At 71.1% G+C, this 26962-nt stretch carries 24 protein-coding genes; 14 read left to right on the top strand and 10 right to left on the bottom strand.

Annotated features, from left to right (window positions below; genetic code table 11):
• Nucleotides 1-26: 26 nt before the first annotated feature.
• Entirely contained in the window at nt 27-218 is a 192-nt protein-coding gene (locus D3A60_RS09270) for a hypothetical protein (RefSeq protein WP_119718387.1), read from the bottom strand.
• 225 nt (nt 219-443) lie between these two features.
• Between D3A60_RS09270 and D3A60_RS09265 the strand changes: the two genes are divergently transcribed.
• The 6 genes from D3A60_RS09265 to D3A60_RS09240 all read left to right on the top strand — a co-directional run bounded on the left by D3A60_RS09265 (nt 444) and on the right by D3A60_RS09240 (nt 7786).
• Nucleotides 444-722 carry a GNAT family N-acetyltransferase gene (locus tag D3A60_RS09265; protein ID WP_119718386.1) on the top strand — a complete coding sequence of 93 codons (279 nt, stop codon included), beginning with the start codon at nt 444-446 and terminating at the stop codon, nt 720-722.
• Between the two features lie 115 nt (nt 723-837).
• The gene (locus tag D3A60_RS09260; protein WP_119718385.1) at nt 838-1551 is read left to right on the top strand and encodes a pseudouridine synthase; all 714 of its coding nucleotides are present in this window, start codon (nt 838-840) and stop codon (nt 1549-1551) included.
• 111 nt (nt 1552-1662) lie between these two features.
• Nucleotides 1663-4158 carry a response regulator gene (locus D3A60_RS09255; protein ID WP_157981448.1) on the top strand — a complete coding sequence of 832 codons (2496 nt, stop codon included), beginning with the start codon at nt 1663-1665 and terminating at the stop codon, nt 4156-4158.
• Nucleotides 4159-4318: 160 nt separating this feature from the next.
• The gene (locus D3A60_RS09250; RefSeq protein ID WP_119718383.1) at nt 4319-5149 is read left to right on the top strand and encodes a DUF3298 and DUF4163 domain-containing protein; all 831 of its coding nucleotides are present in this window, start codon (nt 4319-4321) and stop codon (nt 5147-5149) included.
• Nucleotides 5150-5215: 66 nt separating this feature from the next.
• On the top strand, nt 5216-6373 hold the full coding sequence (gene cfa / locus D3A60_RS09245) for a cyclopropane fatty acyl phospholipid synthase (RefSeq protein WP_119718382.1): 1158 nt from the start codon (nt 5216-5218) through the stop codon (nt 6371-6373).
• A gap of 114 nt (nt 6374-6487) precedes the next feature.
• Entirely contained in the window at nt 6488-7786 is a 1299-nt protein-coding gene (locus tag D3A60_RS09240) for a glycerophosphodiester phosphodiesterase family protein (protein ID WP_119718381.1), read from the top strand.
• A gap of 116 nt (nt 7787-7902) precedes the next feature.
• Here the strand turns inward: D3A60_RS09240 and D3A60_RS09235 are convergent, their stop codons facing one another.
• The gene (locus tag D3A60_RS09235) at nt 7903-8757 is read right to left on the bottom strand and encodes an NAD-dependent protein deacetylase (protein WP_119718380.1); all 855 of its coding nucleotides are present in this window, start codon (nt 8755-8757) and stop codon (nt 7903-7905) included.
• A gap of 122 nt (nt 8758-8879) precedes the next feature.
• Here D3A60_RS09235 and D3A60_RS09230 point away from each other — a divergent pair, with 122 nt between their 5' ends.
• Nucleotides 8880-9101: a hypothetical protein gene (locus D3A60_RS09230; RefSeq protein WP_119718379.1), complete on the top strand. Its 222-nt coding sequence runs from the start codon at nt 8880-8882 to the stop codon at nt 9099-9101.
• A 74-nt stretch (nt 9102-9175) separates the two neighbouring features.
• On the opposite strand, the gene D3A60_RS09225 is transcribed toward D3A60_RS09230, so the two are convergent.
• A complete protein-coding gene (locus tag D3A60_RS09225; protein ID WP_119718378.1) occupies nt 9176-11377 on the bottom strand; it encodes a M3 family metallopeptidase in 2202 nt (733 codons plus the stop codon).
• A gap of 197 nt (nt 11378-11574) precedes the next feature.
• Here D3A60_RS09225 and D3A60_RS09220 point away from each other — a divergent pair, with 197 nt between their 5' ends.
• The 5 genes from D3A60_RS09220 (at nt 11575) to D3A60_RS09200 (ending at nt 16277) form a co-directional block, all read left to right on the top strand.
• Nucleotides 11575-12000: a CBS domain-containing protein gene (locus D3A60_RS09220; RefSeq protein ID WP_119718377.1), complete on the top strand. Its 426-nt coding sequence runs from the start codon at nt 11575-11577 to the stop codon at nt 11998-12000.
• 322 nt (nt 12001-12322) lie between these two features.
• Complete coding sequence (locus D3A60_RS09215) at nt 12323-14617, top strand: TonB-dependent receptor (protein WP_119718376.1); 2295 nt, start codon at nt 12323-12325, stop codon at nt 14615-14617.
• A gap of 212 nt (nt 14618-14829) precedes the next feature.
• Nucleotides 14830-15312: a glutathione peroxidase gene (locus D3A60_RS09210; protein ID WP_119718375.1), complete on the top strand. Its 483-nt coding sequence runs from the start codon at nt 14830-14832 to the stop codon at nt 15310-15312.
• 20 nt (nt 15313-15332) lie between these two features.
• Nucleotides 15333-15725 (top strand): hypothetical protein, encoded by a 393-nt coding sequence (locus tag D3A60_RS09205; protein ID WP_119718374.1) that lies wholly within the window; start codon nt 15333-15335, stop codon nt 15723-15725.
• Between the two features lie 171 nt (nt 15726-15896).
• Entirely contained in the window at nt 15897-16277 is a 381-nt protein-coding gene (locus tag D3A60_RS09200; RefSeq protein ID WP_119718373.1) for a DUF1761 domain-containing protein, read from the top strand.
• Nucleotides 16278-16295: 18 nt separating this feature from the next.
• Here D3A60_RS09200 and D3A60_RS09195 read toward each other — a convergent pair whose 3' ends face one another.
• The 6 genes from D3A60_RS09195 to D3A60_RS09170 form a co-directional block, all read right to left on the bottom strand.
• The gene (locus D3A60_RS09195) at nt 16296-17105 is read right to left on the bottom strand and encodes a ferredoxin--NADP reductase (RefSeq protein ID WP_119718372.1); all 810 of its coding nucleotides are present in this window, start codon (nt 17103-17105) and stop codon (nt 16296-16298) included.
• A gap of 267 nt (nt 17106-17372) precedes the next feature.
• On the bottom strand, nt 17373-18572 hold the full coding sequence (locus D3A60_RS09190; protein ID WP_119718371.1) for a PQQ-dependent sugar dehydrogenase: 1200 nt from the start codon (nt 18570-18572) through the stop codon (nt 17373-17375).
• 214 nt (nt 18573-18786) lie between these two features.
• Nucleotides 18787-20670, bottom strand: coding sequence for an ABC transporter ATP-binding protein (locus D3A60_RS09185; protein WP_119718370.1), 1884 nt, complete (start codon nt 20668-20670; stop codon nt 18787-18789).
• A gap of 325 nt (nt 20671-20995) precedes the next feature.
• Complete coding sequence (locus D3A60_RS09180; protein ID WP_119718369.1) at nt 20996-21937, bottom strand: DUF4097 family beta strand repeat-containing protein; 942 nt, start codon at nt 21935-21937, stop codon at nt 20996-20998.
• A gap of 16 nt (nt 21938-21953) precedes the next feature.
• The gene (locus D3A60_RS09175) at nt 21954-22472 is read right to left on the bottom strand and encodes a hypothetical protein (RefSeq protein WP_157981446.1); all 519 of its coding nucleotides are present in this window, start codon (nt 22470-22472) and stop codon (nt 21954-21956) included.
• A gap of 11 nt (nt 22473-22483) precedes the next feature.
• Entirely contained in the window at nt 22484-23077 is a 594-nt protein-coding gene (locus D3A60_RS09170; RefSeq protein ID WP_119718367.1) for an RNA polymerase sigma factor, read from the bottom strand.
• Nucleotides 23078-23250: 173 nt separating this feature from the next.
• On the opposite strand from D3A60_RS09170, the gene D3A60_RS09165 reads away from it, so the two are divergent.
• On the top strand, nt 23251-24780 hold the full coding sequence (locus D3A60_RS09165; protein WP_119719061.1) for a fumarate hydratase: 1530 nt from the start codon (nt 23251-23253) through the stop codon (nt 24778-24780).
• 144 nt (nt 24781-24924) lie between these two features.
• Nucleotides 24925-25908 carry a LamG domain-containing protein gene (locus D3A60_RS09160; RefSeq protein ID WP_157981445.1) on the top strand — a complete coding sequence of 328 codons (984 nt, stop codon included), beginning with the start codon at nt 24925-24927 and terminating at the stop codon, nt 25906-25908.
• A gap of 48 nt (nt 25909-25956) precedes the next feature.
• Here D3A60_RS09160 and D3A60_RS09155 read toward each other — a convergent pair whose 3' ends face one another.
• Nucleotides 25957-26913, bottom strand: a complete 957-nt coding sequence (locus tag D3A60_RS09155) for a patatin-like phospholipase family protein (protein WP_119718365.1) — start codon at nt 26911-26913, stop codon at nt 25957-25959.
• Nucleotides 26914-26962 lie beyond the last annotated feature (49 nt).

Below are 26962 nucleotides of genomic sequence, written 5' to 3'. Positions count from 1 at the left end.
CGGCGGGCCGGGCCGCCCGCCGCGGGTCAGGCCACCAGGCGCGGTCGCAGGTCCGGCGCTTCGCAGCCGTAGGCGTCGATCAGGCGGGTGTAGACCACCTCGTCGAGGCGCTGCCATTCGCTGCTGCCGTCGCCCCCGGCCATGGCCAGTTCGTACAGGCGGTGGATCAGGAAATCGTCGCTGGCCGAGTCGGCCGGCAGGCGAGGGATCTGCTGCATGGACGTGCTCCGTTCCCCTGGTAAGAGGTCCAACGCAGGGACCGTGCCACCCGGACCGCGCGCCCCGCCCGACGGCGGGGGAGGGGATCCCCCATCGGCTTCTGGCCGCCGGCCAGGGGCGATTGCGTCACCGCCCCGGCGCGGCGGCGCGTCCGTCATCGGCCCTTGATCGCCGCGCTGGCGATACTGCCTCGACCCGCCCGACTGACCTGCCCGGAGCCCGCCATGACCGAATCCGCGATTGCCCACGACGCCGCTGCCCGGCGCTTCACCGTGGAGCTCGACGGCCACCGCGCCGAGCTCGAGTACCAACTGCATGGCGACACCCTGACGATCACCCACACCGGCGTGCCCGAGGCCATTGGCGGCCGCGGCATCGCCTCGCGCCTGGTCGAGGCGGCCTTCGCGCATGCCCGATCGGCCGGGCTCAAGGTGCGGCCGGCCTGCTCGTACGCGGCCGCGTGGGTCGAGCGCCACCCGGAAGTGACCGACCTGCTCGGCTGAAAAGCGACGCGGCGCGGCAGCTTCGTCGCCCGCCGGTCGGGCACGGCCGTGCGCGGGCAGCGGCTTTGTGCCAGCATGCGCGCCCCCCACGCCGCCCCCAGCGAGCCCGAACGGCATGCGCCTGAACAAGCACATCAGCGACACCGGCTTCTGCTCGCGCCGCGAGGCCGACCGGCTGGTCGCCGAGGGCCGGGTCACCGTCAACGGCGTGCGCGCGCGCATCGGCGCGGAGGTCGGCGACGGCGACACGGTGCTGGTCGACGGCCAGAAGCTGGAGGTACGCACGGCCGCCAAGGGGCAGCGCAAGCACGTCTACATCGCGCTGAACAAGCCGGTCGGCGTCACCTGCACGACCGAGTCCGGGGTCAAGGACAACATCGTCGACTTCGTCGGCCACGAGAAGCGGATCTTCCCGATCGGTCGGCTGGACAAGGATTCCGAGGGCCTGATCCTGCTGACCAGCAACGGCGACATCGTCAACGAGATCCTGCGCGCCGAGAACAAGCTGGAGAAGGAGTACCTGGTCGCGGTCAACCACGCGGTGACCGACGAGTTCCTGCGCGGCATGGCCCGCGGCGTGCCGGTGCACGGCGAGACCACGCTGCCGTGCAAGACCGGTCGGCTCGGCAAGTTCGGCTTCCGGATCACGATCGTGCAGGGCCTGAACCGGCAGATCCGGCTGATGGCGGCGCACTTCGGCTACCGGGTCAAGACGCTGGTGCGCGTGCGCATCGGCAACGTCAAGCTCGGGCACCTGAAGATCGGGCAGTGGCGGAACCTCACGGATGCGGAGCTGCGCGGGCTGCTGCCGCAGCGCACGGAGTTTTGACCGGCGGTCCGCGAAACGCGCCCGGCCGCACCGGGATTCACGAATCCTGCACCTGTTGCTGACATCCTTGAACGGGGCCGACGGGGCCGGGCAGGCACGCTGGAGTGCGTCGTGAGCGGTCTGGACTGGCAACAGGTGTTCGCGCGATCGCCGAACCCCTACATGGTGCTCGACCGCGACCTGCGGTTCGTCGAAATGAACGACGCCTACCTGGCAGTGGTCGGCTGCGCGCGCGCCGATCTGGTCGGGGTGCGGGTGTTCGACGCGTTCCCGGGCGACGGCAGCCCCGAGGGCAACGAGGCCGTGTGCCGGCTGCAGCGCTCGCTGCGCCGCGCACTCGACGACGGCGAGACCGACGTGCTCGAGCTGATCCGCTACGCGATCCCGGTCCAGACCGCCGACGGCGTGGTCATCGAGGAGCGCTTCTGGACGGCCACCAATACGCCGCTGCGCGATGCGTCCGGGCAGGTGACGCACGTGCTGCAGAACACGATGGACGTCACCGAGCTGCAGTACCTCAAGCAGGAGCTCGAGAGCGCGCGGGCGCCGTCGCCGCTGGCGCGCGAGAAGATGGAGGGCAGCGTGTTCGGCCGTGCCCGCCGGATGCACGACACCAACCTGGAGCTGGAGCGCCAGCGCACCGAGCTGCTGAAGCTGTTCGACCAGGCGCCGGGCTTCATGGCCTACCTGCACGGGCCCGAGCACGTCTACACGCTGTTCAACCGCGAATACCAGCGCATCGTCGGCCCGCGCCTGTTCGTCGGCCGGCGCGTTTCCGAGGTCGTGCCGGAGATCGCCGCGCAGGGCTTCCTGGCGCTGCTCGACCGCGTCTATTCGACCGGCGAGCCCTTCGTCGGCCGCGGCGTGCGCCTGGCGCTGGAGACGGCACCGGGCGAGTTCGCCGAGGTGGTGCTGGACTTCGTCTACCAGCCGGTGCGCGACGCCGACGGGCAGGTGTCCGGCATCCTCGTGCAGGGCAACGACATCACCGAGCAGGCGGCGGCGCAGGCCGAACTCGCCCGCTACCACGCCGGCCTGGCCGAGCTGGTCGAGGAGCGCACGCGCGCGCTCGAGGCCAGCGAGCAGGAGCGGCGGGCGGCCGAGAGCGCGCTGCTGCAGGCGCAGAAGCTCGAGGCCATCGGCCAGCTGACCGGCGGCATCGCGCATGACTTCAACAACCTGCTGCAGGTCATCAGCGCCAACCTGAGCCTGCTGCAGGCCGCACCCGGGCTGCCGCCGGACGCGGCCGAACGCGCACGCTCGGCGTCGGCGGCGGTGCGCCGCGGCGCCAAGCTGGCCTCGCAGCTGCTGACGTTCGCGCGCCGGCACCCGCTGCACACCGAGGTGTTCGACGTCGGTGCGCACCTGCTCGGGCTGCGCGACATCCTCGAGCGCGCGCTGGCCGAAGGCGTCGACATCGGGCTGGCGTGGAACGTCGGCGAAGGCCTGTACTGCGTCGACGCCGACGCCCACCAGTTCGACAACGCGCTGCTGAACCTGGCGATCAACGCGCGCGACGCGATGCCGGCCGGCGGCACGGTGAGCATCGACTGCGATCTCGTCGACGGCGACGCGTTCGGCCGCGGGCACGAGCGCTACGTGCGGGTTCGCGTGCGCGACGAGGGCGTCGGGATGGGGCCGGACGTGCTATCGCGCATCTACGAGCCGTTCTTCACTACCAAGTCGGTCGGCAAGGGCAGCGGGCTCGGCCTGCCGATGGTCTACGGCTTCGTGCAGCAGAGCGGCGGCCACATCGAGGTCGACAGCGAGCCCGGCGGCGGCACCACGGTGTCGATGTACCTGCCGGCGACCGACAAGACTGTCCCCGCGGCGGTCGAGGCGCCGGCGCCCGCCTTGCGCGGGCACGGTGAGCGCATCCTGGTCGTCGAAGACGACCCTGCGGTGGCGGCGGTGTCGGTCAGCATCCTCGAGTCGCTCGGCTACGCGGTGATGCAGGCGCCCGACGCGGCGACCGCGTGGACGATGATCGATTCGGGCATCGCCCCGGACCTGCTGTTCACGGACGTGGTGATGCCCGGGCGCATGCGAGCGCCCGAACTCGTCCGACTGGCGCGCGAGCACGTGCCGCACCTCGCGGTCCTCTACACCTCGGGGTACGCGGGCGACCTGCTCGCGCGCAGCGGCGCGCTCGACGGGGCGGTGGAGCTCATCGACAAGCCGTACGACGCCGACGACCTGGCCCGCCGCGTGCACGGGCTGCTGGCCCAGCGCGAGGCGGCGCTGCGCGGACCCGCGGCGTCGTCGCCGCTGCGGGTGCTGTATGTCGACGACTCGCCCGACGAGCGCTACCTGATGGAAGAGATGCTGGCGCTGCTGGGGCACCGCTACGCATCGGTTGGCGATCCGGACGTCGCGCTCGCGCGCGCCCACGCCGACGAGTGGGACGTCCTGGTCACCGACGTCGAGCTGCCGAAGTACTCCGGCATCGAGCTGGCCGAACGGCTCGGCGCGGAGGGGCGAATTCGCCGGGTGGTGTTCGCTTCCGGGCACGACCGCGACGTGCTGCACGAGCGCGGCGCCGTCGGGACGATCCTGACCAAGCCGTTCGACCTCGACCAGCTGGCGCGCGCGCTCGCGTCGGCCTGAGCCGCGCCGGGCCGCGGCCATCGGCGCTGCCGATCGCGATGCCGAGTGGCCCGCGTGGCCGCGGTCGGCCTTTGCTGCGCGCGGCGCCACCGTCCCATGCATGCCGGCATCACGCCGACCCGCGATACTGGCGGCCCAACGACTCCAGGGCAGGACACCCATGACGCGCGCACAGCTGATCGGTTCGACGTTGCTGATCGGTGCGCTGTTGTCGAGCGGGTGCCGGCGCGAGGGCGACGCACCGCCGGCGACCGCACCCGCAGCGCCCACGCCGGCCCCGGCGACGGTCGAGCTGAAGGACGTGGTCGAGACCACGCCGGACTACGTCATCGGCATCAGCTACCCGCCGTCGATGGCGAAGTACCCCAAGCTCGCCAACGAGCTGCGCGCCTTCGCCGACCGATCGCGCGCCACGCTGGTCGAGGCGGCCAAGGAACGCGGCACCGCGCCGGGTGCGTCCCCGTACGACCTGTCGCTGAGCTTCACCGAAGTGCTCGACTCGCCGACGCTGGTCGCGGTCGCCGCCGACGGCAGCAGCTACACCGGCGGCGCGCACGGCGCGCCGATCCTCGAGCGCTTCGTCTGGCTGCCGGCGCAGGACCGTCGGCTGACGGCGCAGGACCTGGTGCCCGACCCGGCCGGTTGGCAGGCGATCGCGCGCTTCGTCCGCGAGCAGCTGCACGTGGCGCTGTCGCAGCGGGTCGACGCCGACGACCTCGACCCGGCCGAGCGCGCCGACGTGGTCAAGAACGCCGGGGCGATGATCGACGCCGGCACCGAGCCGGCGCCGGCGAACTTCTCGCAGTTCGAGCCGGTCGTCGCGCCCGACGGCAAGCTGGTCGCGCTGCGCTTCGTGTTCGCGCCGTACCAGGTGGGTCCGTACTCCGACGGCGTGCAGACGGTCGAGGTGCCTGCCGCCGTGCTGCTGCCGCACGTCGCGCCCGCGTACCGGGCGATGTTCCAGGAGGGCCCGGCGCCGCCTGCGGGCTGAGCCGCCCGGCGTCGCCACGCGGCCTTGATGCCGGCCGCGCCAGCCTCCGTCGAGCGAGGAGGGTTGATGGCGCTGCACCCGTTCCGCCACCGCGTCGAACACCTGCTGACGGCCGCCGACATCGCGATCGGTGGCGCCCGGCCGGGCGACCTGCAGGTGCACGACGAGCGCCTCTATGCGCGGCTGCTCGCGCAGGGCTCGCTGGGCCTGGGCGAGTCGTACATGGACGGCTGGTGGGACCCGGTCGGGCCGCTCGACGTGCTGCTGTTCAAGCTGCTCGACGCGCACCTGGATCAGCAGGTCCACGGCGCCGCGGAGCTGCTCGACTTCATCCGCGCGCGGCTGAGCAACCTGCAGACCCAGCGCCGCAGCTTCATCGTCGGGCAGCGGCACTACGACCTCGGCAACGATCTGTACGCGGCGATGCTCGGCGCGCGGCTGGTGTACAGCTGCGGCTACTGGCGTGAGGCAGCGGACCTCGACGCGGCGCAGGAGGCCAAGCTGGACCTGGTCTGCCGCAAGCTCGGACTGCGCGCCGGCATGCGCGCGCTCGACATCGGCTGCGGCTGGGGTGAGGCCCTGGCCTTCGCGGCCGAGCGCTACGGGATCTCCGGCGTCGGCGTCACCGTGTCGGAGCGGCAGGCCGCGTATGCGCGCGAGCGCTGCGTGGGCCTGCCGGTCGAGATCCGGGTGCAGGACTACCGCGCGCTGGGAGCGGACGGCGGCGACGACGCAGCAGGCTTCGACCGGATCTTCTCGCTGGGCATGTTCGAGCACGTCGGCGTGCGCAACTATCGCACGTACTTCGACGTCGTCCGGCGCTGCCTGCGCGACGAGGCCGCGACCGGAGGCGGGCTGTTCCTGCTGCACACGATCGGCGGCAATGTGTCGGTCGACCACACCGACCCGTGGATCGGACGCTACATCTTTCCGAACTCGATGCTGCCGTCGATGCGGCAGATCGCGTCGGCCTGCGAGGGCCGCTTCGTGGTCGAGGACTGGCACGGCTTCGGCCCGGACTACGACCGCACCTTGCAGGCATGGCGCGACAACATCGAGCGCGCCTGGCCGACCCTGCCGCCGTCGTACGACGAGCGCTTCCGGCGCATGTGGCGGTACTACCTGTCGGCGTCGATGGCGGCGTTCCGGAGCCGGCGCACGCAGCTTTGGCAGCTGGTGCTGTCCCCGCGCGGCGTGCCGGGCGGCTACGCGGCGGTGCGCTAGCGGCGAGGTCGCCAACGCTGACGCGAAACGGTCAAGCGGGCGCAACGTCGCCCGGTCAGCCTGCTTCGGCCGGCGCACAGGGGAGTCGGCGCCCCCCTCCAAGGAGAGACACCGATGCGCCTGCGCGCCCTTCCCCTGCGCTGCCGTAAGCTCGTTCCGGCCTTCGTCCTGCTGGCTCTCGCCGCGGGCCCGCTGCCGCTGCCCGCCCAGGACGCCACCCCCGTGCACGATTCCCGCCACCGCGACACGCAGGGCCTGATCGTGATCGCCCACCGCGGCGCCAGCGGCTACCGGCCCGAGCACACGCTCGAGGCGTATCGCTTGGCGATCCGCATGGGCGCCGACTTCATCGAGCCCGACCTCGTCGCCACCCGCGACGGCGTACTGGTGGCGCGTCACGAGAACGAGATCTCGGGCACCACCGACGTGGCCTCGCGCCCGGAGTTCGGGGGGCGGCGCACCACCAAGACCGTCGACGGCCAGTCGGTGACCGGCTGGTTCACCGAGGACTTCACGCTCGCCGAGCTGAAGACGCTGCGCGCGCGCGAGCGCATCCCGGCGATCCGCCCCGACAACACCCGCTTCGACGGCATGTACCCGATCCCGACCTTTGCCGAGGTGGTGCAGCTGGCCAAGCGCGAGAGCCGCGGCGGCCGCGTCATCGGCGTGTACCCGGAAACCAAGCACCCGACGTATTTCGCCCGCGAGGGCCGGCGGCTGGACGGCGCGCCGATCAACGTCTCGCTCGGCGCCAAACTGGTCGAGACGCTGGTTGCCGAGGGCTTCACCGACCCGTCGCGGGTCTTCATCCAGAGCTTCGAGGTCGAGAACCTGATCGAACTCAAGCGCTCGCTGCTGCCGTCGGCCGGCATCGATGTGCCGCTGGTGCAGCTGTACGACGATTTCCACACGGCCACGCCGTACGACCTGCGCTACAACGTGCGCCGGGGCGCCGACCTCGGCGCGCTGTACGGCGAGCTGGGCGCGGTGGTCGACGGCGGGCTCGGCGAACGCACGCGCTACGGCACGCTTGCCACCGAGCCCGTGCTGCGCTGGATGAAGGCGAATTACGCGTCGGGCATCGGGCCGTGGAAGGGGAACCTGCTGCCGCGCGTCGCGCTGTCGCCGAAGCAGGACGCCGACGGCGACGGCCGTGCCGAACTCGGCACGCGCAACCTCGGGCTCGTGCATCCGGCGCTGTCGTGGGCGCTGCAGGCCGGCCTGCAGGTGCATCCGTACACGCTGCGCGCCGAGGAGCCGTTCCTGACCCAGGGCGCCAACGGAGTTGACCAGAGCGCGCTGGCCGAAGCGGTGCAGCTGTACGGACTGGGCGTGCAGGGCTTCTTCATTGACCAGCCCGACGTCGGCGTCGCCGCGCGCGAGATCTTCCTCGACCTCAACCGCGGGCGCTGAAGCGCTTCTCGCTCCGGCACGATGCGGGCTGGCGCGCCCCTCATGGACGCGCTTGCGGCCGCGCAGAGCAATCTTCGCGGTCGAGGCGTACCGCCGCGGCAGCAGCGTGTATCGACTCAGTCGACAGCCGCTTCCAGCGTGGCGCCGCAGTCGGCGTCGAGCTTCAACGTGGCGAGGTCGTCGGCGCGCGTCACGCCGCGGGTCAGCAGCGCCAGCGGCTTGCCGGCCGCGCGCGCCATCTTCGCGAAGCGGTAGCCGGAGTACACCATCAGCGACGAACCGGCGACCAGCACGGCGTCGGCGTCGTGCAGCGCGGCGTGGGCCGCGTCGACGCGCGCGCGGGGCACGTTCTCGCCGAAGAACACCACGTCGGGCTTCAGCAGTCCGTCGCAGCGCGGGCAGGCCGGCGCGACGAACGTGCTGAAGTCGGCGTCGTCGAGGTCGGCGTCGCCGTCCGGCGCGGCCGCGGCCGTGCGGTCGACCCACGCCGGGTTCGCGTCCGCCAGCGGCTGCTGTAGCGCCGCGCGCGGGAGTGCGTGGTCGCAGTCGAGGCAGCGGACCAGGTCGAGCCGGCCGTGCAGGTCGATCACGTCGCGATGACCGGCGCGGGCATGCAGGCCGTCGACGTTCTGCGTGACCAGCGGGGCGAGCCGGCCGGCCGATTCGAGCCGGGCCAAGGCTTCATGTGAGGCGTTGGGCCGCGCCGACGCCACCCCAGGCCAGCCGACGAAGCTGCGCGCCCAGTAGCGGCCGCGCATCAGCCGGTCCTGGGTGAACGCCTGGTAGGTGATCGGCGCGCGGCGCTTCCACTGGCCGTCCGCGCCGCGGTAGTCCGGGATTCCGGACGCCGTGCTGATGCCAGCGCCGGTGAGGACGAACACGCGCCGATGCGAATCGAGCCAGCGTCGCAGCGCCGCAGCGGCGGCGGGATCGGGCGCGGGGAGGGAGGAGCGGGACGGAGCGACAGACATGCGTCGATGCTAGCAAGCGCGCGGCGCCGCCGGTCGGCGGCGCACGCGGGTGTCATCCAAGCGTCATCTCCCGCGGCAACGCTGGCGATGCGGCGCTGGGCCGCAGCGGCAGGAGAAGGGCGATGGAGTCGATCGGATGGGTGATTGCGGCGCTGGTCGCCGTGGGCGGTGCGGTGCTGCTGGCGTCGCGTGTCGGCGGGTCGCGCGGCTCGCGCGCAGGGTCGGCGCGCGGCGGTGATGCGCCGGTGGTCTACCTCGGCGCGGGGGCCGGCCCCGACGCATGCGACGGCGCTGACGGCGGCAGTTGCGGCGATGGCGGCGGTGGGGGAGGCGGCGGAGACTGATCCGCGATCGGATTCTCGGCACAAAAAAACCGCCCGGATCGCTCCGGGCGGTTTCGCTTGCGCGTTGGCGCGGCTTACTTCTTCGAACCGGTGTCGACCGGCGGCGCGCCGTCGGCGGTGGTCGCCGTCAGGCCGCGCTTCTCGAGCAGCGGCTCGATCTTCGGCTCGTGGCCGGCGAAGTTGCGGAACAGCTGCAGCGCTTCGGTGGCGCCGCCCTGCGACAGCAGCGTCTTGCGGAAGTGGTCGCCGTTGGCGCGGGTCAGGCCGCCGTTGTTCTTGAACCACTGCACGCTGTTGGCGTCGAGCACTTCGGACCAGATGTACGCGTAGTAGCCGGCCGCATAGCCGCCCATGATGTGGCTGAAGTACGGCGTCTTGTAGCGCGGCGGCACCGGAGCGAAGTCGACGCCATCCTTCTTCAGCGCGGCGGCTTCGAACGCCATCACTCCGCTCGCCTCGGGCAGCTGGTCCGCGGTCGCCTGGTGCCAGTTCTGGTCGAGCAGGGCGGCGCCGAGGTACTCGGTCGTCGCGAAGCCCTGGTTGAACTTCGACGCAGCCACGACCTTGTCCAGCAGTTCCTTCGGCATGGGCGCGCCGGTCTGGTAGTGCTTGGCGTAGTTGGCCAGGATCGAAGGCCAGTCGGCCCACATCTCGTTGACCTGCGACGGGTACTCGACGAAATCGCGCGGCACGCTCGTGCCCGAGAAATACGGGTACTTCACGTCCGAGAACATGCCGTGCAGCGCGTGGCCGAACTCGTGGAACGTGGTGGTGACCTCATCCCAGGTGAGCAGCGTCGGCTTGCCTTCGGACGGCTTCGGGATGTTGAGGTGGTTGGCGACCACCGGCAGCGTGCCGAACAGCTTGTTCTGCTCGACGTACGAGTTCATCCACGCGCCGCCGCGCTTGGACGGGCGCGCGTACGGATCGAAGATGAAGATCGCCAGCTGCGAGCCGTCCTCGTTGAACACGTCGTAGACCGAGGTGTCCGGGTGGTACTTCGGCAGGTCGGTGCGCTCCTTGAACTTCAGGCCGTACAGCTGGCCGGCGGCGAAGAACACGCCGTCTTCCAGCACGCGCTTGAGCTCGAGGTAGGGCTTGAGCTGGGACTCGTCGAACGCGTACTTCGCGGCGCGGACCTTCTCGGAGTAGTAGGCCCAGTCCCACGGCTGCAGCTGGAACGTCGGCTGGCCCTTGGCCTTCTGCTCGCTGTCGATCATCGCCTGCAGTTCGGCCGCTTCGCGCTTGGCGTTGGCGACCGCCGCCGGGGCGAGCTGGGCGAGCATCGCGTTGACCGCCTGCGGGGTCTTCGCGGTTTCGTCCTCGAGCACGTACGCCGCGTAGTTGTCGTAGCCCATGATCTTCGCGCGCTCGGCGCGCAGCTGGGTGACCTTGGCGACGATCGCGGTGTTGTCGAACTCGTTGCCGCGCGCGCCGCGGGCGACCGAGGCCTTGTGCAGGCGCTCGCGCAGCGCGCGGTTCTCGAGCTGCGCCTCGGCCGGCTGGCCGGTGGTGTTCAGCAGCGCGATCACGTACTTGCCGTCGAGCTTGCGCGTCTTGGCCGCTTCGGCCGCCGCGGCGATCTGCTCGTCCGACAGGCCGGCGAGGTCTTCCTTGCGGTCCACGACGACGGCCGAGGCGTTCACTTCGGCCAGCACGTTCTGGCTGAACTTCGTGCCCAGCGATGCCAGCTCGCCGTTGATCGCCTTGACGCGGGCCTTCTGCGCCTCGGTCAGGCTCGCGCCGGCGCGGACGAAATCGGTGTGGTAGCGCTCGACCAGGCGCACGCTCTCGGCGTCCAGCCCCAGCGTCGTGCGCGCGTCGTACAGCGCCTTGACCCGCGCGTAGAGCTTCGGGTTCAGCGAAATCGCATCGCGGTGCGCGGACAGCTTCGGCGCGAACTCCGCCTGCAGCTTCTCGCGCACCGGGTTGGTGTCGGCGCTGAGCAGGTTGAACAGTACCGACAGCGAACGGCTCAGCAGGCGGCCGGACTTCTCCATCGGCACGATGGTGTTGTCGAAGGTCGGCTTGGCCTTGTTGTTGGCGATCGCCTCCATCTCGGCCAGCTGTTCGGCCATGCCACGCTCGATGGCCGGAGCGAAGTCGGTGTCCTTGATCTTGTCGAAGTGCGGGTACTGCAGCGGCAGCGTGCTTTCGACGAACAGCGGGTTGGAGGATTGCGCGGTCACGGCGGACTCAGCTTTGGCGGTCTGGGCATACGTGGGGGCCGTGGCGGCGAGCGCCAAGGCCAGCGCCAGCGCGAGAGGGTGCTTCATCGGTGAGCCTCGTCAGGGGTGACAAACGTCCCGCAGGGTAGCCGATGGGGTCGGAACGGACCCATGACGAAAGGCATGCTCCGCACTGAATGCGGCGCGCAGCCTGAACCAGTGTGTCGGCATCCGTCGCGATTCACGCATCGGCGACCCGCACGGCGCGACGCTGCGTTCCACCCCCACCCTCGGAGCCACCTGCCATGGACGTCCGTTCCGCCATGACCCCGAACCCGGCCGCGTGCTCGGCCGACACCCCGCTGCACGAAGTCGCCAAGCTGATGCGCGACAACGACTGCGGCCAGATCCCGGTGATCGACGCCGCCGGCCATCCGGTCGGCGTGGTGACCGACCGCGACATCGTCGTGCGCCTGCTGGCCGACGGCCGCGATGCCAACGCCGCCTGCGCGACGGACTGCATGAGTTCGCCCGCGATGACGATCGAGGCCACCCGGACGCTGGCCGACGCCTGCGACCTAATGGAGGCGCAGCGCGTGCGCCGCCTGCCGGTCGTCGATGCCGACGGCCGACTGTGCGGCATGGTCGCGCAGGCCGACATCGCGCTGCACGGCCGCGACCGCGAGACCCTGGAGGTCGTGAAGCAGGTGTCCGAGCCGGCCCACCACTGACCGCAGGGCAGATCACCGGCGCGCGCCGCGGGAGCACCGCGGCGCGCGCTTATTTTTTGGACGGCGTGCGGCAGCGCCGGGCGCTTGGCCCGCCGGGACGTGCCCGGGGTCATCACCCCGGTTCTTCGCAGGCACGCGTACGCAAAGGTACAGCCGCTTTCACGATGCGGTAACATTTGCCGGGCCCATCCGTTGAGATGGCGCGGACCGCCCGCGCCCGGCCGTCATGGGACGGCCCCGTCAGACAGCTTCCGGCAGTGCACGCCGGCCATCCGACCCGTCCCGCGTCCCCCACGACGCCCGCCCATCGAGACCGCCTCCCATGTCGCAGCGCTCCCGCTCGCTTCCGCGCCACGCCCTGTCCCTCGCCATCGCCCTGACCCTGGTCGCGCCGATCGCCGCCGCGCAGGACGCCGCGCCCGCCGCCGACGCGCCGGCCAGCACCGACGCCAAGACGCTCGACGCCCTGGTCGTGACCGCGCAGCGCCGCGTCGAGCGGGCCAAGGACGTGCCGATCGCGCTGACCACCGTCGACGCCGAGAAGCTGGACGTGCTCGGCTCGGGCGGCGGCGACATCCGCTTCCTGTCCGGCCGGCTGCCGAGCCTCAATATCGAGTCGTCGTTCGGCCGCGCGTTCCCGCGCTTCTACATCCGCGGCCTCGGCAACACCGACTTCGACCTCAACGCGTCGCAGCCGGTGTCGCTGGTGTACGACGACGTCGTGCAGGAGAACCCGCTGCTGAAGGGCTTCCCGGTGTTCGACGTCGAGAACGTCGAGCTGCTGCGCGGCCCGCAGGGCACGCTGTTCGGCCGCAACACGCCGGCCGGCGTGGTCAAGTTCGAGTCGGCCAAGCCGACCCGCGAGCTCGAGGGCTACGGCCAGGTCGCGTACGGCACGTACGGCACGATCAACACCGAGGGCGCCGTCGGCGGCCCGATCGGCGAGAACTGGTCGGCGCGCGCGTCGGTGCTGTTCCAGCGCCGCGAGGAGTGGGTCGACAACACCAATCCGAATGCCCGCACCAACCCGAACCTCGAGGGCTACGACGAGTCCGCCGCGCGCGTGCAGCTGCAGTACGACGGCAGCGATACGTTCGAAGCGCTGTTCAACGTCCACGCGCGCCACCTCAACGGCACCGCGCGGCTGTTCCGCGCCAACATCTTCAAGCCGGGCACCAACGACCTGGTCGACGGTTTCGACCCGGAGAAGGTGTCGATCGACGGCCGCAACCAGCAGACGCTCGACACCTTCGGCGCCGGCGCGCGCCTGAGCTGGGAGCTCGGCAACGACCTGACGCTGTACTCGATCACCGGCTACGAGACGGCCGAGTCGTTCAGTCGCGGCGACATCGACGGCGGCGTCGGCGCGGTGTTCTTCCAGCCCTCGGGCCCGGGCTTCATCCCGTTCGCGGCCGAGTCGGCCGACGGCCTGCCGAACCACCGCCAGATCACCCAGGAGTTCCGCCTGGAGTCGAACTACGCCGCGCCGCTGAACTGGCAGGCCGGCCTGTTCTACTTCGACGAGGACATCACCGTCGACAGCTTCAACTACGACACGCTGTTCGGCGCCGGCGCGCGCAACGGCTGGGCGCAGCAGGAACAGCGCAACAAGGCGTGGGCCGCGTACGGCTCGCTCGACTGGAAGGCGACCGACAAGCTGACGCTGCGCGGCGGCCTGCGCTACACCCAGGACGAGAAGGACTTCACCGCGCGCGTGATCGAGGCCAACGTGCCGTTCGGCGCGCCGGTCACCGGCCCGATTCCGGCCACCACCGACGTCGACGACGTCAGCTGGGACGCGAGCGCCGTGTACGCCGTCACCCCGGACGTCAACGTCTACGGCCGCGTGGCCAAGGGCTTCCGCGCGCCGTCGATCCAGGGCCGCCTGCTGTTCCAGGCGCAGCCGTCGCTGTCGATCGCCGCGGCCGAGGAAGTGATCTCGTACGAGGCCGGCGTCAAGGCCGACCTGTGGGACAAGCGTGCGCGCATGGGCTTCTCGGTGTTCCGCTACGACGTCGACGACCAGCAGCTCAACGCGGTCGGCGGCGGCACCAACCAGACGATCCTGCTCAACGCCGACCAGGCCCACGGCCAGGGCTTCGAGCTCGACTTCGACGCCTACCTGACCGACAACCTGATGATGACCTTCGGTGCCAGCTACAACGACACCGAGATCGACGACGCGACGCTCGCCGTCGCCCCGTGCGGCGGCGGCTGCACCGTGCTCGACCCGGCCAACCCGGACCCGGCGCGTCCGGGCACGGTGCTGATCGACGGCAACCCGCTGCCGCAGGCGCCCAAGTGGGTCTACAACGTCACCGCGCGCTACGGCCTGCCGGTCGGCGACAGCGGCGAGTTCTACGTGTTCACCGACTGGGCGTACCGCAGCGAGGTCAACTTCTTCCTGTACGAGGCCGCCGAGTTCCGCGGCAAGGCGCTGCTCGAGGGCGGCCTGCGCGTCGGCTACGGCTGGAACAACGGCCAGTACGACCTAGCGCTGTTCGGCCGCAACATCCTCGACGAAGTGCAGGCGGTCGGCGGCATCGACTTCAACAACCTCACCGGCTTCATCAACGAGCCGCGCATCGTCGGCGTGGAGTTCAAGGCGCGCTTCTGACGCCTCCGCTCCGCGGCGCGCGACGCCGCACGATCCATCGACACGCCGGGCTTGCCCGGCGTTGTCGTTTCCGGCGGGCGCGCGCACCCGGACGCGGCGGCACGTGATCGAGCCGGCATGCCGGGGGGCACGCATGCGACGGTTTCGCACCGCGGGTGCATCGGCCGCCACGCCCCGGGCTATCCTTCAGCCATCCCTCGGAGACCGCCGCCATGACCACCGCCTACGATTTCACCGCCACCGACATCGACGGCCAGCCGCGGTCGCTGGAGGACTGGCGCGGCAAGGTCCTGCTGGTGGTCAACGTCGCGTCCAAGTGCGGCTTCACCCCGCAGTACACCGGCCTGGAGGCGCTGCAGCGTTCCTACGCCGACCGCGGCTTCGCGGTGCTAGGGTTTCCGTGCGACCAGTTCGGCCACCAGGAGCCGGGCGACGAAGCCGACATCAAGAATTTCTGCTCGCTGACCTATGACGTGACGTTCCCGATGTTCGCCAAGGTCGACGTCAACGGCGACGCCGCGCACCCGCTGTGGAAGTGGCTGAAGGACGAGAAGGGCGGCCTGCTGGGCTTCGACGCGATCAAGTGGAACTTCACCAAGTTCCTGGTCGGCCGCGACGGCAAGGTCATCAAGCGCTACGCGCCGACCGACAAGCCCGAGTCGATCGCCGCCGACATCGAGGCCGCGCTGGGTTGACTCCAGCGTGGACTGCGACGGTGCCGGACGCGCCGACCTTTCGGATCGCCTTCCAACCGCACGGCACGCGGCTGCGCGCGCACGTGGCCGGCGTCAACGGCACGTTGGAAACGACGGTGGCGTACTGGACTGCGATCGGCGAGCAGGTGCAGGCGCTGAAGCCGCGCGAGCTGCTGGTCGTCGACGACATGCTCGGCGACCCGCCGCCGCCCGAGCAGCTGCAGGCCTTCGTCCATGCGATGGCCGACAGCGGCTTCTTCGACGGGCTGCGCATCGCCTACGTCGAGGCCCACGACCACCAGATCCCGCTGGTCGAGGTCGCCGAGATCTTCGCGCGCGAGCGCGGCTTCGACGCGCGCGTGTTCGGCAACGAGGCCGAAGCAGCGGTGTGGCTGCGCTACGGCGGCGAGTAGACGCGTCGCCGGGCGCTCGGGCTCGGTGTCCCATGCCGCGTGGATGCCGTCAGCGGATGCCGCGCCGTCGGTCCTGCGCGATCGGCCGTCGGCGCCAGACGGCGCATCTGGCAGAGCGACGGACGACGGTCCGGCGCGCGATGATCGCGCCGTCCATCCGAGGAACTCGCCGTGAACCTGTTCGCCATCCTGCTGGCCGCCGTGTCGAGTTTCGTGCTGGGCGGCCTGTGGTACTCGCCGCTGCTGTTCGGCCGCGCGTGGAACCGCGAGAACGGCGGCGAGGTGCCTGCCGGCCATCCGGCCAAGGTGTTCGGCTTCAGCTTCGTGTTCTCGCTGGTGGCCGCCGCCGCGTTCGCGTGGTGGCTCGGGCCCGCGCCCGCGCTCGATGCCGCGCTCAAGGCGGGCGCCGTTGCGGGGATCGGGTTCGTCGCCGCCAGCTTCGGCATCAACTACCAGTTCGCCCAGCGCTCCTTCGCGCTGTGGCTCATCGACGGCGGCTACCACGCCGCGCAGTTCCTGCTTTTCGGCCTGATCCTCGGGCTGTGGCACTGACGCGTTGCGGCGCGCGCGCTACTTCTCGACGAAGGCGCGCTCGAACACGTACTGCCCCGGCACGCCGATCCGCGGCGCCGCGCTGAAGCCGCGCGCGTCGAGGATCGCGCGGAAATCCGCGAGCATCTGCGGGCTGCCGCAGATCATCGCGCGGTCGTGCTCGGGGTCCAGCGCGTCGAGGCCGAGCTGCGCCATCATCCGGCCGCTGTCCATCAGCTCGGTCAGCCGTCCGCGGTGATCGGCGCCGTTGAAGGTGAACGCCTCGCGCGACACCGCCGGGTAGTACAGCAGCTGGCGCGAGATCTGCTCGCCGAGGTACTCGTGGCGCGGCAGCTCGTTGACGATGTAGTCGCGGTAGGCGAGGTCGACCGCGTTGCGCACGCCGTGGCAAAGGACCACGCGCTCGAACCGCTCGTACGTCTCCGGATCCTTGACGATCGACAGCCACGGCGCGAAACCGGTGCCGGTGCCGAGCAGGTACAGGTTGCGTCCGCGGTGCAGGTCGCTGATCAGCAGCGTGCCGGTCGGCTTGCGCCCGATCAGCACGGTGTCGCCCGGCCGGATGTGCTGCAGCCGCGAGGTCAGCGGTCCGTTCGCCACCTTGATGCTGAAGAACTCCAGCTGCTCTTCCCAGTTCGCGCTGGCGATCGAATACGCGCGCATCAGCGGACGGCGCGTGCCGTCGGGCTGCTCGACCTCCAGCCCGATCATCACGAACTGGCCGTTGTCGAAGCGGAAGCCGTCGTCGCGGGTAGTGGTGAAGCTGAAGTAGGCGTCCGTCCAGTGACGGACGTCCAGCACGGTTTCGGTGCCGAAGGCAGAGGACATGGAAACAACCGGGGGAGTGGGGTCGCGCGGCGCGTCGACCGTGCATTTTAGACGATGCGCGCGGCCGGCCCGAATCCGGAGGCGCTGCGACATCGCCAGCGAGGCAGCCCCGGTCCGGTAGCGGCCGTGCGGGTTCGGCACCCGCAGCGCGGCGAACACCGCAGGCCGCATCCGGGATGCGCCGGCGGCCTGCGCTCTGCTCGCCACCCGGAGGCGACTTCGCGGGTCCGCGCTCCGGGTCGGTCGCCGGCCATCCGGCCTTGCGGGTCAGCCGGCCTTCGGTGGCTCGATCTTCAGCAGCTTGCCGTCCTTCTCGTCGGTGACCACGTAGACGTTGCCGTCGGCGCCGACCCGCACGTCGCGGATGCGCTCGCCGCGGTCCTCGAGCAGGCGCTCCTCGCCGGTGATGCGGTCGCCGTCGAGCGACAGACGTATCACCGCTCGCTGGGCCAGTGCGCCGAGGAACAGGCTGTCGTTCCATGCCGCGCCGTCGCGGCCGCGGTAGAACGCCATGCCCGACAGGCCCGGCGACACCTCCCACACGTGGTGCGGCGGCTCCATGCCCGGCGCTTCCTTGCCGACGGCCTCGGGAATTTTCAGCCCGGAGTAGTTGATGCCGTGCGTGACCACCGGCCAGCCGTAGTTCTTGCCGGGCTGCGGGATGTTGAGCTCGTCGCCGCCGCGCGGGCCGTGCTCGCTCTGCCAGACCTTGCCGCTGGCGGGGTCGACGGCCATGCCCTGCATGTTGCGGTGGCCGTAGCTCCAGATCTCCGGGCGCGCATCGGCACGGCCGACGAACGGGTTGTCCTGCGGCACGCTGCCGTCGAGGTTCAGCCGGACCAGCTTGCCCTGCAGCATGTCCAGCTTCTGCGAACTCGGGCGGTCGTTGCGTTCGCCCTGGCTGATGAAGACGTGGCCGGCGCCGTCGAACGCGATGCGCGAGCCGAAGTGGTTCGGCCCCTCGAGCTTGGGCTGCTGCTGGTAGATGCGGCGGACGTCGGTCAGCCCGGTCGCGCCGAGCGTGGCGGTCGCGACCGCGGTCCCGGCGGTGCCGTCTTCGCCGGCCTCCGAGTAGCTGAGGTAGATGCGCTGGCTCTGCGCGAAGTCCGGTGCGAGGACCACGTCGAGCAGGCCGCCCTGGCCCTGCGCCCACACCGTCGGCACGCCCGACAGCGGCGCCGACACCGCGCCGTCGGCGCCGACGCGGCGCAGCGTGCCGCCGCGCTCGGTGACGAGGAAGCCGCCGTCCGGCAGCAGGGCGACGGCCCACGGGTGCACGAGGCCGGTCGCCACTTCGGTGACGCGCATGCCGTTGGGCGCCGTGGTCGCGGCGTCGGGTGAGCCCGAGGCTGGGGTGGACGCGCCGGTGGCGGCGCGGTCGCCGCCGGTGCTGACGGTGCCGGTGCAGGCAGCGAGCGCCGCGCACAGCGACAGCGCCAGCAGCGACGGAAGTGACGGCTTGGTCATGCGGAATTCCTCGGCAACGGGTGGGCCGGACGATACCCAATCGCGGACCGTTGCGGATGCAACACACCGATGCGGGAGGCAACGGTCGGGCGGGCCCAGGCCCGCCACCCCGGTGAACCGCCGGCCCCCACGGCAACCCGCGCCCGCCAGCTCGTCTACCGCCGGACGCCACCGTTCAAGGCCGTCGGGGCGAGCCGGCGGCCCAGGGTCGGCCCTACCGGTAGCCGGCCGCCTGCAGTTCGAACAGTTCGGCGTAGCGGCCGCCCTCCGCCAGCAGCTCCTCGTGGGTACCGCTGGCTTCGAGCCGGCCTTCGGCCAGCACCAGGATCCGGTCGGCCATCCGCACCGAGCTGAAGCGGTGCGAGATCAGCACCGCGGTGCGGCCGTCGGACAGTTCCTTGAAGCGCTGGAACACCTCGAACTCGCTGCGCGCGTCGAGCGCGGCCGTCGGTTCGTCGAGGATCATCACCTGCGCGTCGCGCATGTACGCGCGCGCGATCGCGATCTTCTGCCACTGCCCGCCGGACAGGTCGACGCCGGTCTTGAAGCGGCGTCCGATCACCTGGTGGTAGCCGTGCGGCAGGGTCTCGATGACCTGGTCGGCCATCGCGCGGCGCGCTGCCTCGCGGATGCGGTCGTCGTCGTGCATCGCGTCGATCTGGCCGACGCCGATGTTCTCGCCGGCGGTCAGGTGGTAGCGCACAAAGTCCTGGAAGATCACGCCGATGTTGGCGCGCAGGTCGTCGAGGTCGTACTCGCGCAGGTCGTGCCCGTCGAGCAGGATTCGCCCCTCGTCGGGTTCGTACAGCCGCGCCAGCAGCTTCACCAGCGTCGTCTTGCCGGCGCCGTTCTCGCCGACCAGCGCCAGCACCTCGCCGGCGCGCAGCTCGAAGTCGAGCCCGCGCAGCGCCCACTTGGTCGCGTCCGGGTAGCGGAACCCGACGTTCTCGAACACGAAGCCCTGCCGGATCGGCTGCGGCACCGGCAGGGGGTTGGCCGGCGAGGCGATCTCCGGCTTGATCTCGAAGAACGAGAACAGGTCCTCCAGGTACAGCGCCTGCCCGGCGACCTGCGAGAAGCCCACCAGCAAGCCCTCGAGGAGCTGGCGCAGGCGGCGGAAGCTGCCGGCGAGGAAAGTCAGGTCGCCGATCGTGAAGTCGCCCTTGACCGTGCGCCACGCGATGTAGCCGTAGGCGACGTAGTAGCCGAGCGTGCCGAGCGCGGCGAGGATCGTGCCCCAGAATGCGCGGCGGCGGGCAAGGGCGCGGTTGGCGCGGAAGAACTTGTCTGCCAGCTCGCGGTACTTCGCGATGAGGTACTTGTGGAGGTTGAAGATCTTCACCTCCTTGGCGGTCTCGACGCTGGCGCCCATCTGGCGCACGTACTCGAGCTGGCGGCGCTCCGGCGTCCACGCGTAGTTGAGCGAATAGCCCAGCGCGTTGAAATGCGACTCGCCGATAAAGGCCGGCACCAGCGCCGCGGCCAGCAGCACGATCAGCCACGGCGCGTAGACCAGCAGGCCGGCGGCGAAGCTGACCACGGTGATCATGTCCTGCACCTGGCCGAACAGCTGGCTCATCAGGTTGACCCGGCTCATCGTCTGCCGCCGCGCGCGGTCGAGCTTGTCCTGCAGGTCCGGGTCCTCGAAGTCCTCCAGGTCCAGCGTCGCGGCGTGCTCCATCAGCCGCACGCTGGTCGCGTTGGTGAACAGCTCCGACAGCAGGTTGTCGCCGTAGCTGACCAGCCGGCCGAGCAGGTCGGACGCGATGGCCAGCGCGAACTCGACCAGCAGCAGCGTCGCCAGCGGATCGAGCGCGCCGCTGGCCCACGCGGCCGCGAGGTCCTCGAAGCGCATCCCGGTCCCGACCAGCCGCACCGCCTCGTCGATGATCAGCTTGCCGACGTACAGCGTCGCGATCGGCAGGAACGCGCGGATCAGGCGCAGGCCCAGCGTGACCAGCGTCAGCGACGGGCTGGTCGCCCAGATCTGCTTGAGGAACGGCGGCAGGTTGCGCAGCGCGTCGAAGCGCTCGCGCAGGCTGGGTTTTGCCTGCGGCTGCGACGGGGCAGGGGCGTGCGAATCGGGGGAGGCGGCCATCGGGCGATTGTGCCTTCCCTGCCGTGAGGCCGTTCAAGGCAGCGAGCCCCGCGCGTGCCGCCGCTGCGCGGCCTCGAGTCGACCACGGTAGCCCGGGGAAGGCCAAAGGCGGCGCCCGGGACTGCCACCCGGCGGCTGGTCGCGTGCCCCGGGTGCGCTGCGCTTGCCCGGGCTACGTGATGCGCCGGCGCGCGAAACGTGCGCCCTCGAAACCCGGGTAAGGCCGAACGCACCCGGGACGCTACGCGCTACGTGCTGGGGCAATCGGCGCGAAAAGAAAGCCCCGCATTCGCGGGGCCTTCTCTTGCGCGGTGGTGAGGTGGCCTCAGTCGAACGTCAGTTCGGCATCGCCGGAGAACGTCTCGATCGAGATCTCGCCGCGGCCGTCGCCGTAGCGGTGCTCGAAGCTCGCGCCGGGGCCGTACTTCGGCCGCTCGACGCGCGCGCCCGGGGCGCGCAGGTCACCGCTGAAGGTCTCGCCGCTGACGCGCGCCGACAGCGACCTGGGCAGGTGCAGGCGCACGTCGCCGCTGACCGATTCGGCCCGGATGCGGCCGCCGTCGGCGAGGCCGAGGCGCGCGCTCGCGTCGCCGGACACGCTGGCCAGCGACAGGCTGCGCACGCGCTCGCCGCGCGTGTCGACGCGCGTGTTGCCCGAGACGGTTTCCGCGGTGACCTCGCCGGCCAGCCGGCCCTGCAGCTGGATGTCGCCGCTGACCGACTCGGCGCTGACGTCGTCGCAGTTCAGCGTCAGCGTCATGTCGCCGCTGACCGATTCGAGCGAGGCCTCGCCCGGCGCGCCGGCGACGACCACGTCGCCGCTGACCGAGTCGATCTCGAGCACGCGGCCGGCGGTGCCGAGCACGTCGACGTCCGCCGACACCGATTCGATCTCCAGCGATGCCAGGCGCGGCACGTCGAGGATCAGGTCGGTCGGCTGGGTGCGGTTGCTGCCGAGGTTGCTGCTGCGCGGGTACTGCGCGCGCACCAGCAGGTTGCCGCGGTTGCCCTCGATGACGAGCTTCTCGACGCCGTCGCCGAGCGTGCCGCCGACGTGGACCTCCTCCTTGTCCCAGACGCGGACCTGGATGCGGCCCTTGAGGTTCTCGATCTGCACCGTGCCGCGCGCATCGAGCGGACGGGTCTGGTCGATCGGCGTGCCGGCCCACGCCGGCAGGACGCACGCGAGCAGCGCGGCGAGCACGGTCAGGCGGGCGGGGGCGCGGCGCAGGGCGGGGCGGGTTTGGGGCGAGCGGAAGCGGTTCATGGCGTTCTCCGGGAAGTCAGGCCTGCAGCAGGCGCTGGGTCAGCGACAGGCGGCGGCGGTAGGTGTCCTGCAGGCGGTCGAGCAGGAATCGGGCATCGGGGTCGCGCGTCAGCGCGGCGCGGATCGTCGCGGCGCTGCGGTCGAGCTCGCGCAGCGCGGCGTCGTCGGAGGGCCCGGCGTGGTCGAGCTCGCTCAGCGCGGCCTCGTACTCGCGGGTCAGCGCGGCGGCCTCCTGGCTGACCGGCGACAACGCGGGATCCGGCGCCGCGGCCGGCGGCCGCAACTGCCACGCGATCCCGACCGCCAGCACCATCGATGCGGCCAGCGCCCACGGGGCGAGCCGGTGGTGCCGCGCCGGCGCGGCCGGCTGCTGCGGGGCGCGCTGCTGCGGCACCTGGGCAACGCGGGCGGCGATTGCGGGCCACAGATCGGTCGACGGCGGGTCGTCGCGGCGCAGCTCGCGCAGCGCGAAGCGCAGGCGGCCGTCAAGGGAGGTGGCGTCGTCGCGCGGGTCGTCGGGGGTCAGCGGATTCATCTCGTGCTCCTTCATGCGGGCGCCTGCAGGCGGTTGCGCAGCAGGCCGCGGGCGCGATGCAGCTGGGCCTTGGAACTGCCGACCGCCATGCCGAGTTCGGCGGCGATCTCGTCGTGCTTCCAGCCCTCGACGTCGTGCAGCACCAGCACGGCGCGTGCGCGCGGGGGCAGGGTGGCGACCGCGCGCTCGAGGTCCATCGACAGCGCGGTCTGGTGGCCGGCCGAATCGAGCACGCCGAGGCCGTCGAGCGCCTCGTCGTCCTCGTCGTGCTGCGGCCGCGAGCGGCGCGAGCGCAGCTCCATCAGCGCGGTGTTGACCGCCAGCCGGTGCAGCCAGGTCGACACCGCGCTCTCGAACCGGAACCCCGGCAGCGCCTGCCAGGCTCGCACGAAGGCTTCCTGGGTCAGGTCCTCGGCGCGGGCGCCGTGGCCGCCGACGAGCCGGGCGATGACGCCGTGGACCCGGCCCGCGTGGCGGCGATACAGGGCCTCGAACGCCGCCACGTCGCCGCGCCCGGCGGACTTCGCCAGCGCGCCGTCGACGTCGTCGGCGGGCGCGGTGGGCAACGGGGTGTCGAGGTCGAGGCTCACGGCGGCGGTCAGCATAGTCCTGTTGATGCGCCGGGCCGCCGCAGGGTTTAAGGGGTCCCACGGATTCGGCAGGCCGGCCCCCGCCGCTGGGCTAAAATTGCGGGCCCAGCCGCCAGACCGCGACCGCCGTGACCGCCAGCCCGTCCGCCTCGACCTCCGCCCCCACCGCGCCCGGCGCATTCGCCCCGGTGTCGATCCGGCAGGAAGACCTGATCCAGTCGGTGGCCGACGCGCTGCAGTACATCTCGTACTACCACCCGGTCGACTACATCCGGAACCTCGCAGCCGCCTACGAGCGCGAGGAGTCGCCGGCGGCGAAGGACGCGATCGCGCAGATCCTGATCAACTCGCGCATGTGCGCCGAGGGCCACCGGCCGATCTGCCAGGACACCGGCATCGTCACCGTGTTCCTCGAGATCGGCATGAACGTGCGCTGGGACGACGCGACGATGGGCGTCGAGGACATGGTCCACGAGGGCGTGCGCCGCGCCTACGCTCACCCCGACAACAAGCTGCGCGCGTCGGTGCTGGCCGATCCGGCCGGCAAGCGCACCAACACGAAGGACAACACCCCCGGCGTGGTCAACGTCAAGGTCGTGCCGGGCAACACGGTCGACGTGATCGTCGCGGCGAAGGGCGGCGGCTCCGAGGCCAAGTCGAAGTTCGCGATGCTCAATCCGTCCGACTCGATCGTCGACTGGGTGCTGAAGACCGTGCCGACGATGGGCGCCGGCTGGTGCCCCCCGGGCATGCTCGGTATCGGCATCGGCGGCACCGCCGAGAAGGCGATGCTGCTGGCCAAAGAGGCTTTGATGGAACCCATAGACATCACCGAGCTGCAGCAGCGCGGCGCAACCAACCGCGCCGAGGAGCTGCGGCTGGAGCTTTACGACAAGGTCAACGCGCTCGGCATCGGCGCGCAGGGCCTGGGCGGCCTCACCACCGTGCTCGACATCAAGGTCAAGGATTACCCGACCCACGCGGCCAACCTGCCGGTGGCGCTGATCCCGAACTGCGCCGCCACGCGCCACGCGCACTTCACCCTCGACGGCAGCGGCCCGGTGATGCTCGACCCGCCGTCGCTGGGCGACTGGCCGGAGCTGACCTACGACGCGTCGAAGGGCCGTCGCGTCGACCTCGACACCCTGACCAAGGACGACGTCGCCAGCTGGAAGCCGGGCGAGGTGCTGCTGCTCAACGGCAAGCTGCTGACCGGTCGCGACGCCGCGCACAAGCGCATCGTCGACATGCTCAACAAGGGCGAGCCGCTGCCGGTCGACCTGCGCGGCCGTTTCATCTACTACGTCGGTCCGGTCGATCCGGTGCGCGACGAGGTCGTCGGCCCCGCCGGCCCGACCACCGCGACGCGCATGGACAAGTTCACCGAGCAGGTGCTCAGCGAGACCGGCCTGCTCGGCATGGTCGGCAAGGCCGAACGCGGCCCGGCGGCGATCGAGGCGATCCGCAAGCACGGCTCGGCCTACCTGATGGCCGTCGGCGGCGCCGCGTACCTCGTGTCGAAGGCGATCAAGGCGGCGAAGGTCGTCGGTTTCGCCGACCTCGGCATGGAAGCGATCTACGAGTTCGAGGTTCAGGACATGCCGGTGACCGTCGCGGTCGATTCGACCGGCGAGTCGGTGCACCAGACCGGCCCGCGCGAGTGGCAGGCGCGCATCTCGGCGGGGACGATCGGCCGGATTCCAGTGGTCGTCGAGTAAGTGAGTGGGCCGCCGGTACCGCCGGCGCCCCATTTCAGCCCGTCCCGGGGCACTGCCGAAGTTCCCAAGCGGACGGCATATGCGCGGCCGGCCGGCATGCCGGACCATGCCCGCCGACGACAGTTGGGCCGAAGGGGCCAGGACATGAAGCGCGCGATCGGCTTGGCTTTCCTGACAGCGGCACTGGGGCTGGGCGCTGCCCGCGCCGAAGGCGGTTCGCTGCACCTGCGCCAGAACCTGCCGATGCAGTACGACTTCGCGGATCTGGCCCAGCTACCGGCCGGCTTCGGTCGCGGCGAGTTCACCCTCGAACTGTGGATCAAACCCGACGCGGGCTTGCCGGTCGGCCCGGTCTGGCGCGGCGGCTACAACCAGCTGACGAACTGGTCGGACGCCGACCCCGAGCCGTACAGCAGTCGGGGCTGGTGGCTCAGCGGCAACTGGCTCATCGACGGCCACACGCGGCCCGAAGGCTTCATGGCCGGCAACACTCGCGAGGGCACCTTCAGCCTGCAGTTCTACGGCGGCGGGCGCTTGCGCTGGATGTTTGCCGACGGCAGGGACGGCATGCCCGAGGGCATGGTCTGGGCCGTGCAGGCGTGGCCGGCCGCGAACGCGCCGAGCCTGCTGGATGGGCAATGGCACCACGTTGCCGCGGTGCGCCGCTGGCGCGCGCCGGAGGGCGCGCGGCTCGAGCTGTGGATCGACGGCCGGCAGGTGGCGCACACCGACATCCCGCGGCGCGTCGACATGCGGCGGTGGTGGGACCGCCTGTCCCACCCTGACGACCCGGTGGAACTGGGCGGTTGGGCCATCGGTGCCGAGGTGATGACGGCCTGGAACTACGCCTTCACCCAGTACGAGGACTACAAGGGCCTGGTCGACGAGTTGCGGCTCTGGGACCGCGCGCTGGAGCCGACCGAGCTTGCCCGTCATTGGCGTGAGGCGGTGCCGCACGCAGCGCCGGGCCTGGTCGGGCGTTTCGCCTTCGACGAAGGGCAGGGCGAGCGGGCCGACGATGCGATGTCGCAGGAGCGTCCGATCACCCTGCACAAGGCCGGCTCCGGCGCCTGGTCGGTGGAGGACGCGCCGATGCGGCCCGCCGACCCGGCCCGCTTCCGGAACTGAGCCACCGGCGCCGCGCCCGCAACATGCGTGCGGCCTACGCGCGTGCCGCTACAGCCGCTGCGCGAGGTCGACCAGCAGGCGGCGAGTGTCGTCGCGCTCGAGGTAGTTGCGCGCGACAATTTCCAGCGCGGCGATGTTGGTCGAACTGACGTCGTCGAGGTCGTCCAGCCCGATCACCAGGTCGGTCTGCATGCGGAAGTAGCCGTCGCCGACCAGGTGCCGGGCGATGTAGTCGACCGAGTCGGTGTTGCCGTCGAACAGCACGTCGATGATCGGCACCGCCCACTCCAGCGCGCCCCATTCCTGCGCGGACTTCAGGTCGATCGGACGGTTGCGCTCGCCGGATCCGACCGACAGCACGACCAGGTCGTGGGCGTTGTCGACGCGGGCGTCCTTGCGCAGCGCTTCGGCGATCGCGCACGCGGTCGGGTTGTTGGCGACCAGCCCGCCGTCGATCAGCGCGCGGCGGCGCCCCTCGACGGTCATGCCGTGCGCAGGAAAGTACGTCGGCGCCGACGCCGACGCGCGGCAGACCTCCCACATCGGCAGGTCGGCATGCTCGGGCTTGAAGCTCTTGAACAGGACAGGCTCGCGGCCGATCGTGTCGTAGCTGGTCACCAGCACCGGGACCCGGGCCTGCCCGAGCGTGGTGTCGCCGAACGTCTTCTTCAGCACCTTGTCGAGCCCCTTGCCGTCGTAGCGCGGCGCCGAGATGCCCTGCGAGAGCGTGCGCCCGGCGCGCGACCACAGCCGCCCGGCGATGCCGGGGAAGATCAGGTGACGCTGGTCGCGGTACAGGGCGGCGATCTGAGCCGGGCCCAGCCCGATCGCCAGCGCGCAGGCCACCAGCGCGCCCGTGGAACTGCCGGCGACGAGGTCGAACCGCTTCAACAGGCCCGGCTTGCCGGCCTTGGCGAGGGCGTCCTCGACCGCGGCCAGCCACAGGCAGGTGACGAGGCCGCGGATGCCGCCGCCGTCGAGGGACAGAATGCGCCGCATCTTCATCGCGCTGCTCCTTGCACGGGGGAAGTCCGAGTCTGTCCGGTTGCCGTCG

The sequence above is a fragment of the Cognatilysobacter tabacisoli genome (assembly GCF_003586305.1).
In the GTDB taxonomy this organism is placed as follows: Bacteria; Pseudomonadota; Gammaproteobacteria; order Xanthomonadales; family Xanthomonadaceae; genus Cognatilysobacter_A; species Cognatilysobacter_A tabacisoli.
The sequence above is the reverse complement of the archived record's forward strand: the minus strand, read 5'-3'. Positions and strand labels throughout refer to the sequence as shown.

Bases quoted from the DNA above. Each gene is read 5' to 3' on its own strand.
- D3A60_RS09180 (WP_119718369.1), bottom strand. From the start codon at position 21,937: ATGAACCGCTTCCGCTCGCCCCAAACCCGCCCCGCCCTGCGCCGCGCC.
- D3A60_RS09225 (WP_119718378.1), bottom strand. From the start codon at position 11,377: ATGAAGCACCCTCTCGCGCTGGCGCTGGCCTTGGCGCTCGCCGCCACG.
- D3A60_RS09220 (WP_119718377.1), top strand. From the start codon at position 11,575: ATGGACGTCCGTTCCGCCATGACCCCGAACCCGGCCGCGTGCTCGGCC.
- D3A60_RS09230 (WP_119718379.1), top strand. From the start codon at position 8,880: ATGGAGTCGATCGGATGGGTGATTGCGGCGCTGGTCGCCGTGGGCGGT.
- D3A60_RS09215 (WP_119718376.1), top strand. From the start codon at position 12,323: ATGTCGCAGCGCTCCCGCTCGCTTCCGCGCCACGCCCTGTCCCTCGCC.
- D3A60_RS09195 (WP_119718372.1), bottom strand. From the start codon at position 17,105: ATGTCCTCTGCCTTCGGCACCGAAACCGTGCTGGACGTCCGTCACTGG.
- D3A60_RS09240 (WP_119718381.1), top strand. From the start codon at position 6,488: ATGCGCCTGCGCGCCCTTCCCCTGCGCTGCCGTAAGCTCGTTCCGGCC.
- D3A60_RS09155 (WP_119718365.1), bottom strand. From the start codon at position 26,913: ATGAAGATGCGGCGCATTCTGTCCCTCGACGGCGGCGGCATCCGCGGC.
- D3A60_RS09160 (WP_157981445.1), top strand. From the start codon at position 24,925: ATGAAGCGCGCGATCGGCTTGGCTTTCCTGACAGCGGCACTGGGGCTG.
- D3A60_RS09235 (WP_119718380.1), bottom strand. From the start codon at position 8,757: ATGTCTGTCGCTCCGTCCCGCTCCTCCCTCCCCGCGCCCGATCCCGCC.
- D3A60_RS09190 (WP_119718371.1), bottom strand. From the start codon at position 18,572: ATGACCAAGCCGTCACTTCCGTCGCTGCTGGCGCTGTCGCTGTGCGCG.
- D3A60_RS09175 (WP_157981446.1), bottom strand. From the start codon at position 22,472: ATGAATCCGCTGACCCCCGACGACCCGCGCGACGACGCCACCTCCCTT.
- cfa (WP_119718382.1), top strand. From the start codon at position 5,216: ATGGCGCTGCACCCGTTCCGCCACCGCGTCGAACACCTGCTGACGGCC.
- D3A60_RS09185 (WP_119718370.1), bottom strand. From the start codon at position 20,670: ATGGCCGCCTCCCCCGATTCGCACGCCCCTGCCCCGTCGCAGCCGCAG.
- D3A60_RS09210 (WP_119718375.1), top strand. From the start codon at position 14,830: ATGACCACCGCCTACGATTTCACCGCCACCGACATCGACGGCCAGCCG.
- D3A60_RS09270 (WP_119718387.1), bottom strand. From the start codon at position 218: ATGCAGCAGATCCCTCGCCTGCCGGCCGACTCGGCCAGCGACGATTTC.
- D3A60_RS09265 (WP_119718386.1), top strand. From the start codon at position 444: ATGACCGAATCCGCGATTGCCCACGACGCCGCTGCCCGGCGCTTCACC.
- D3A60_RS09260 (WP_119718385.1), top strand. From the start codon at position 838: ATGCGCCTGAACAAGCACATCAGCGACACCGGCTTCTGCTCGCGCCGC.
- D3A60_RS09170 (WP_119718367.1), bottom strand. From the start codon at position 23,077: ATGCTGACCGCCGCCGTGAGCCTCGACCTCGACACCCCGTTGCCCACC.
- D3A60_RS09250 (WP_119718383.1), top strand. From the start codon at position 4,319: ATGACGCGCGCACAGCTGATCGGTTCGACGTTGCTGATCGGTGCGCTG.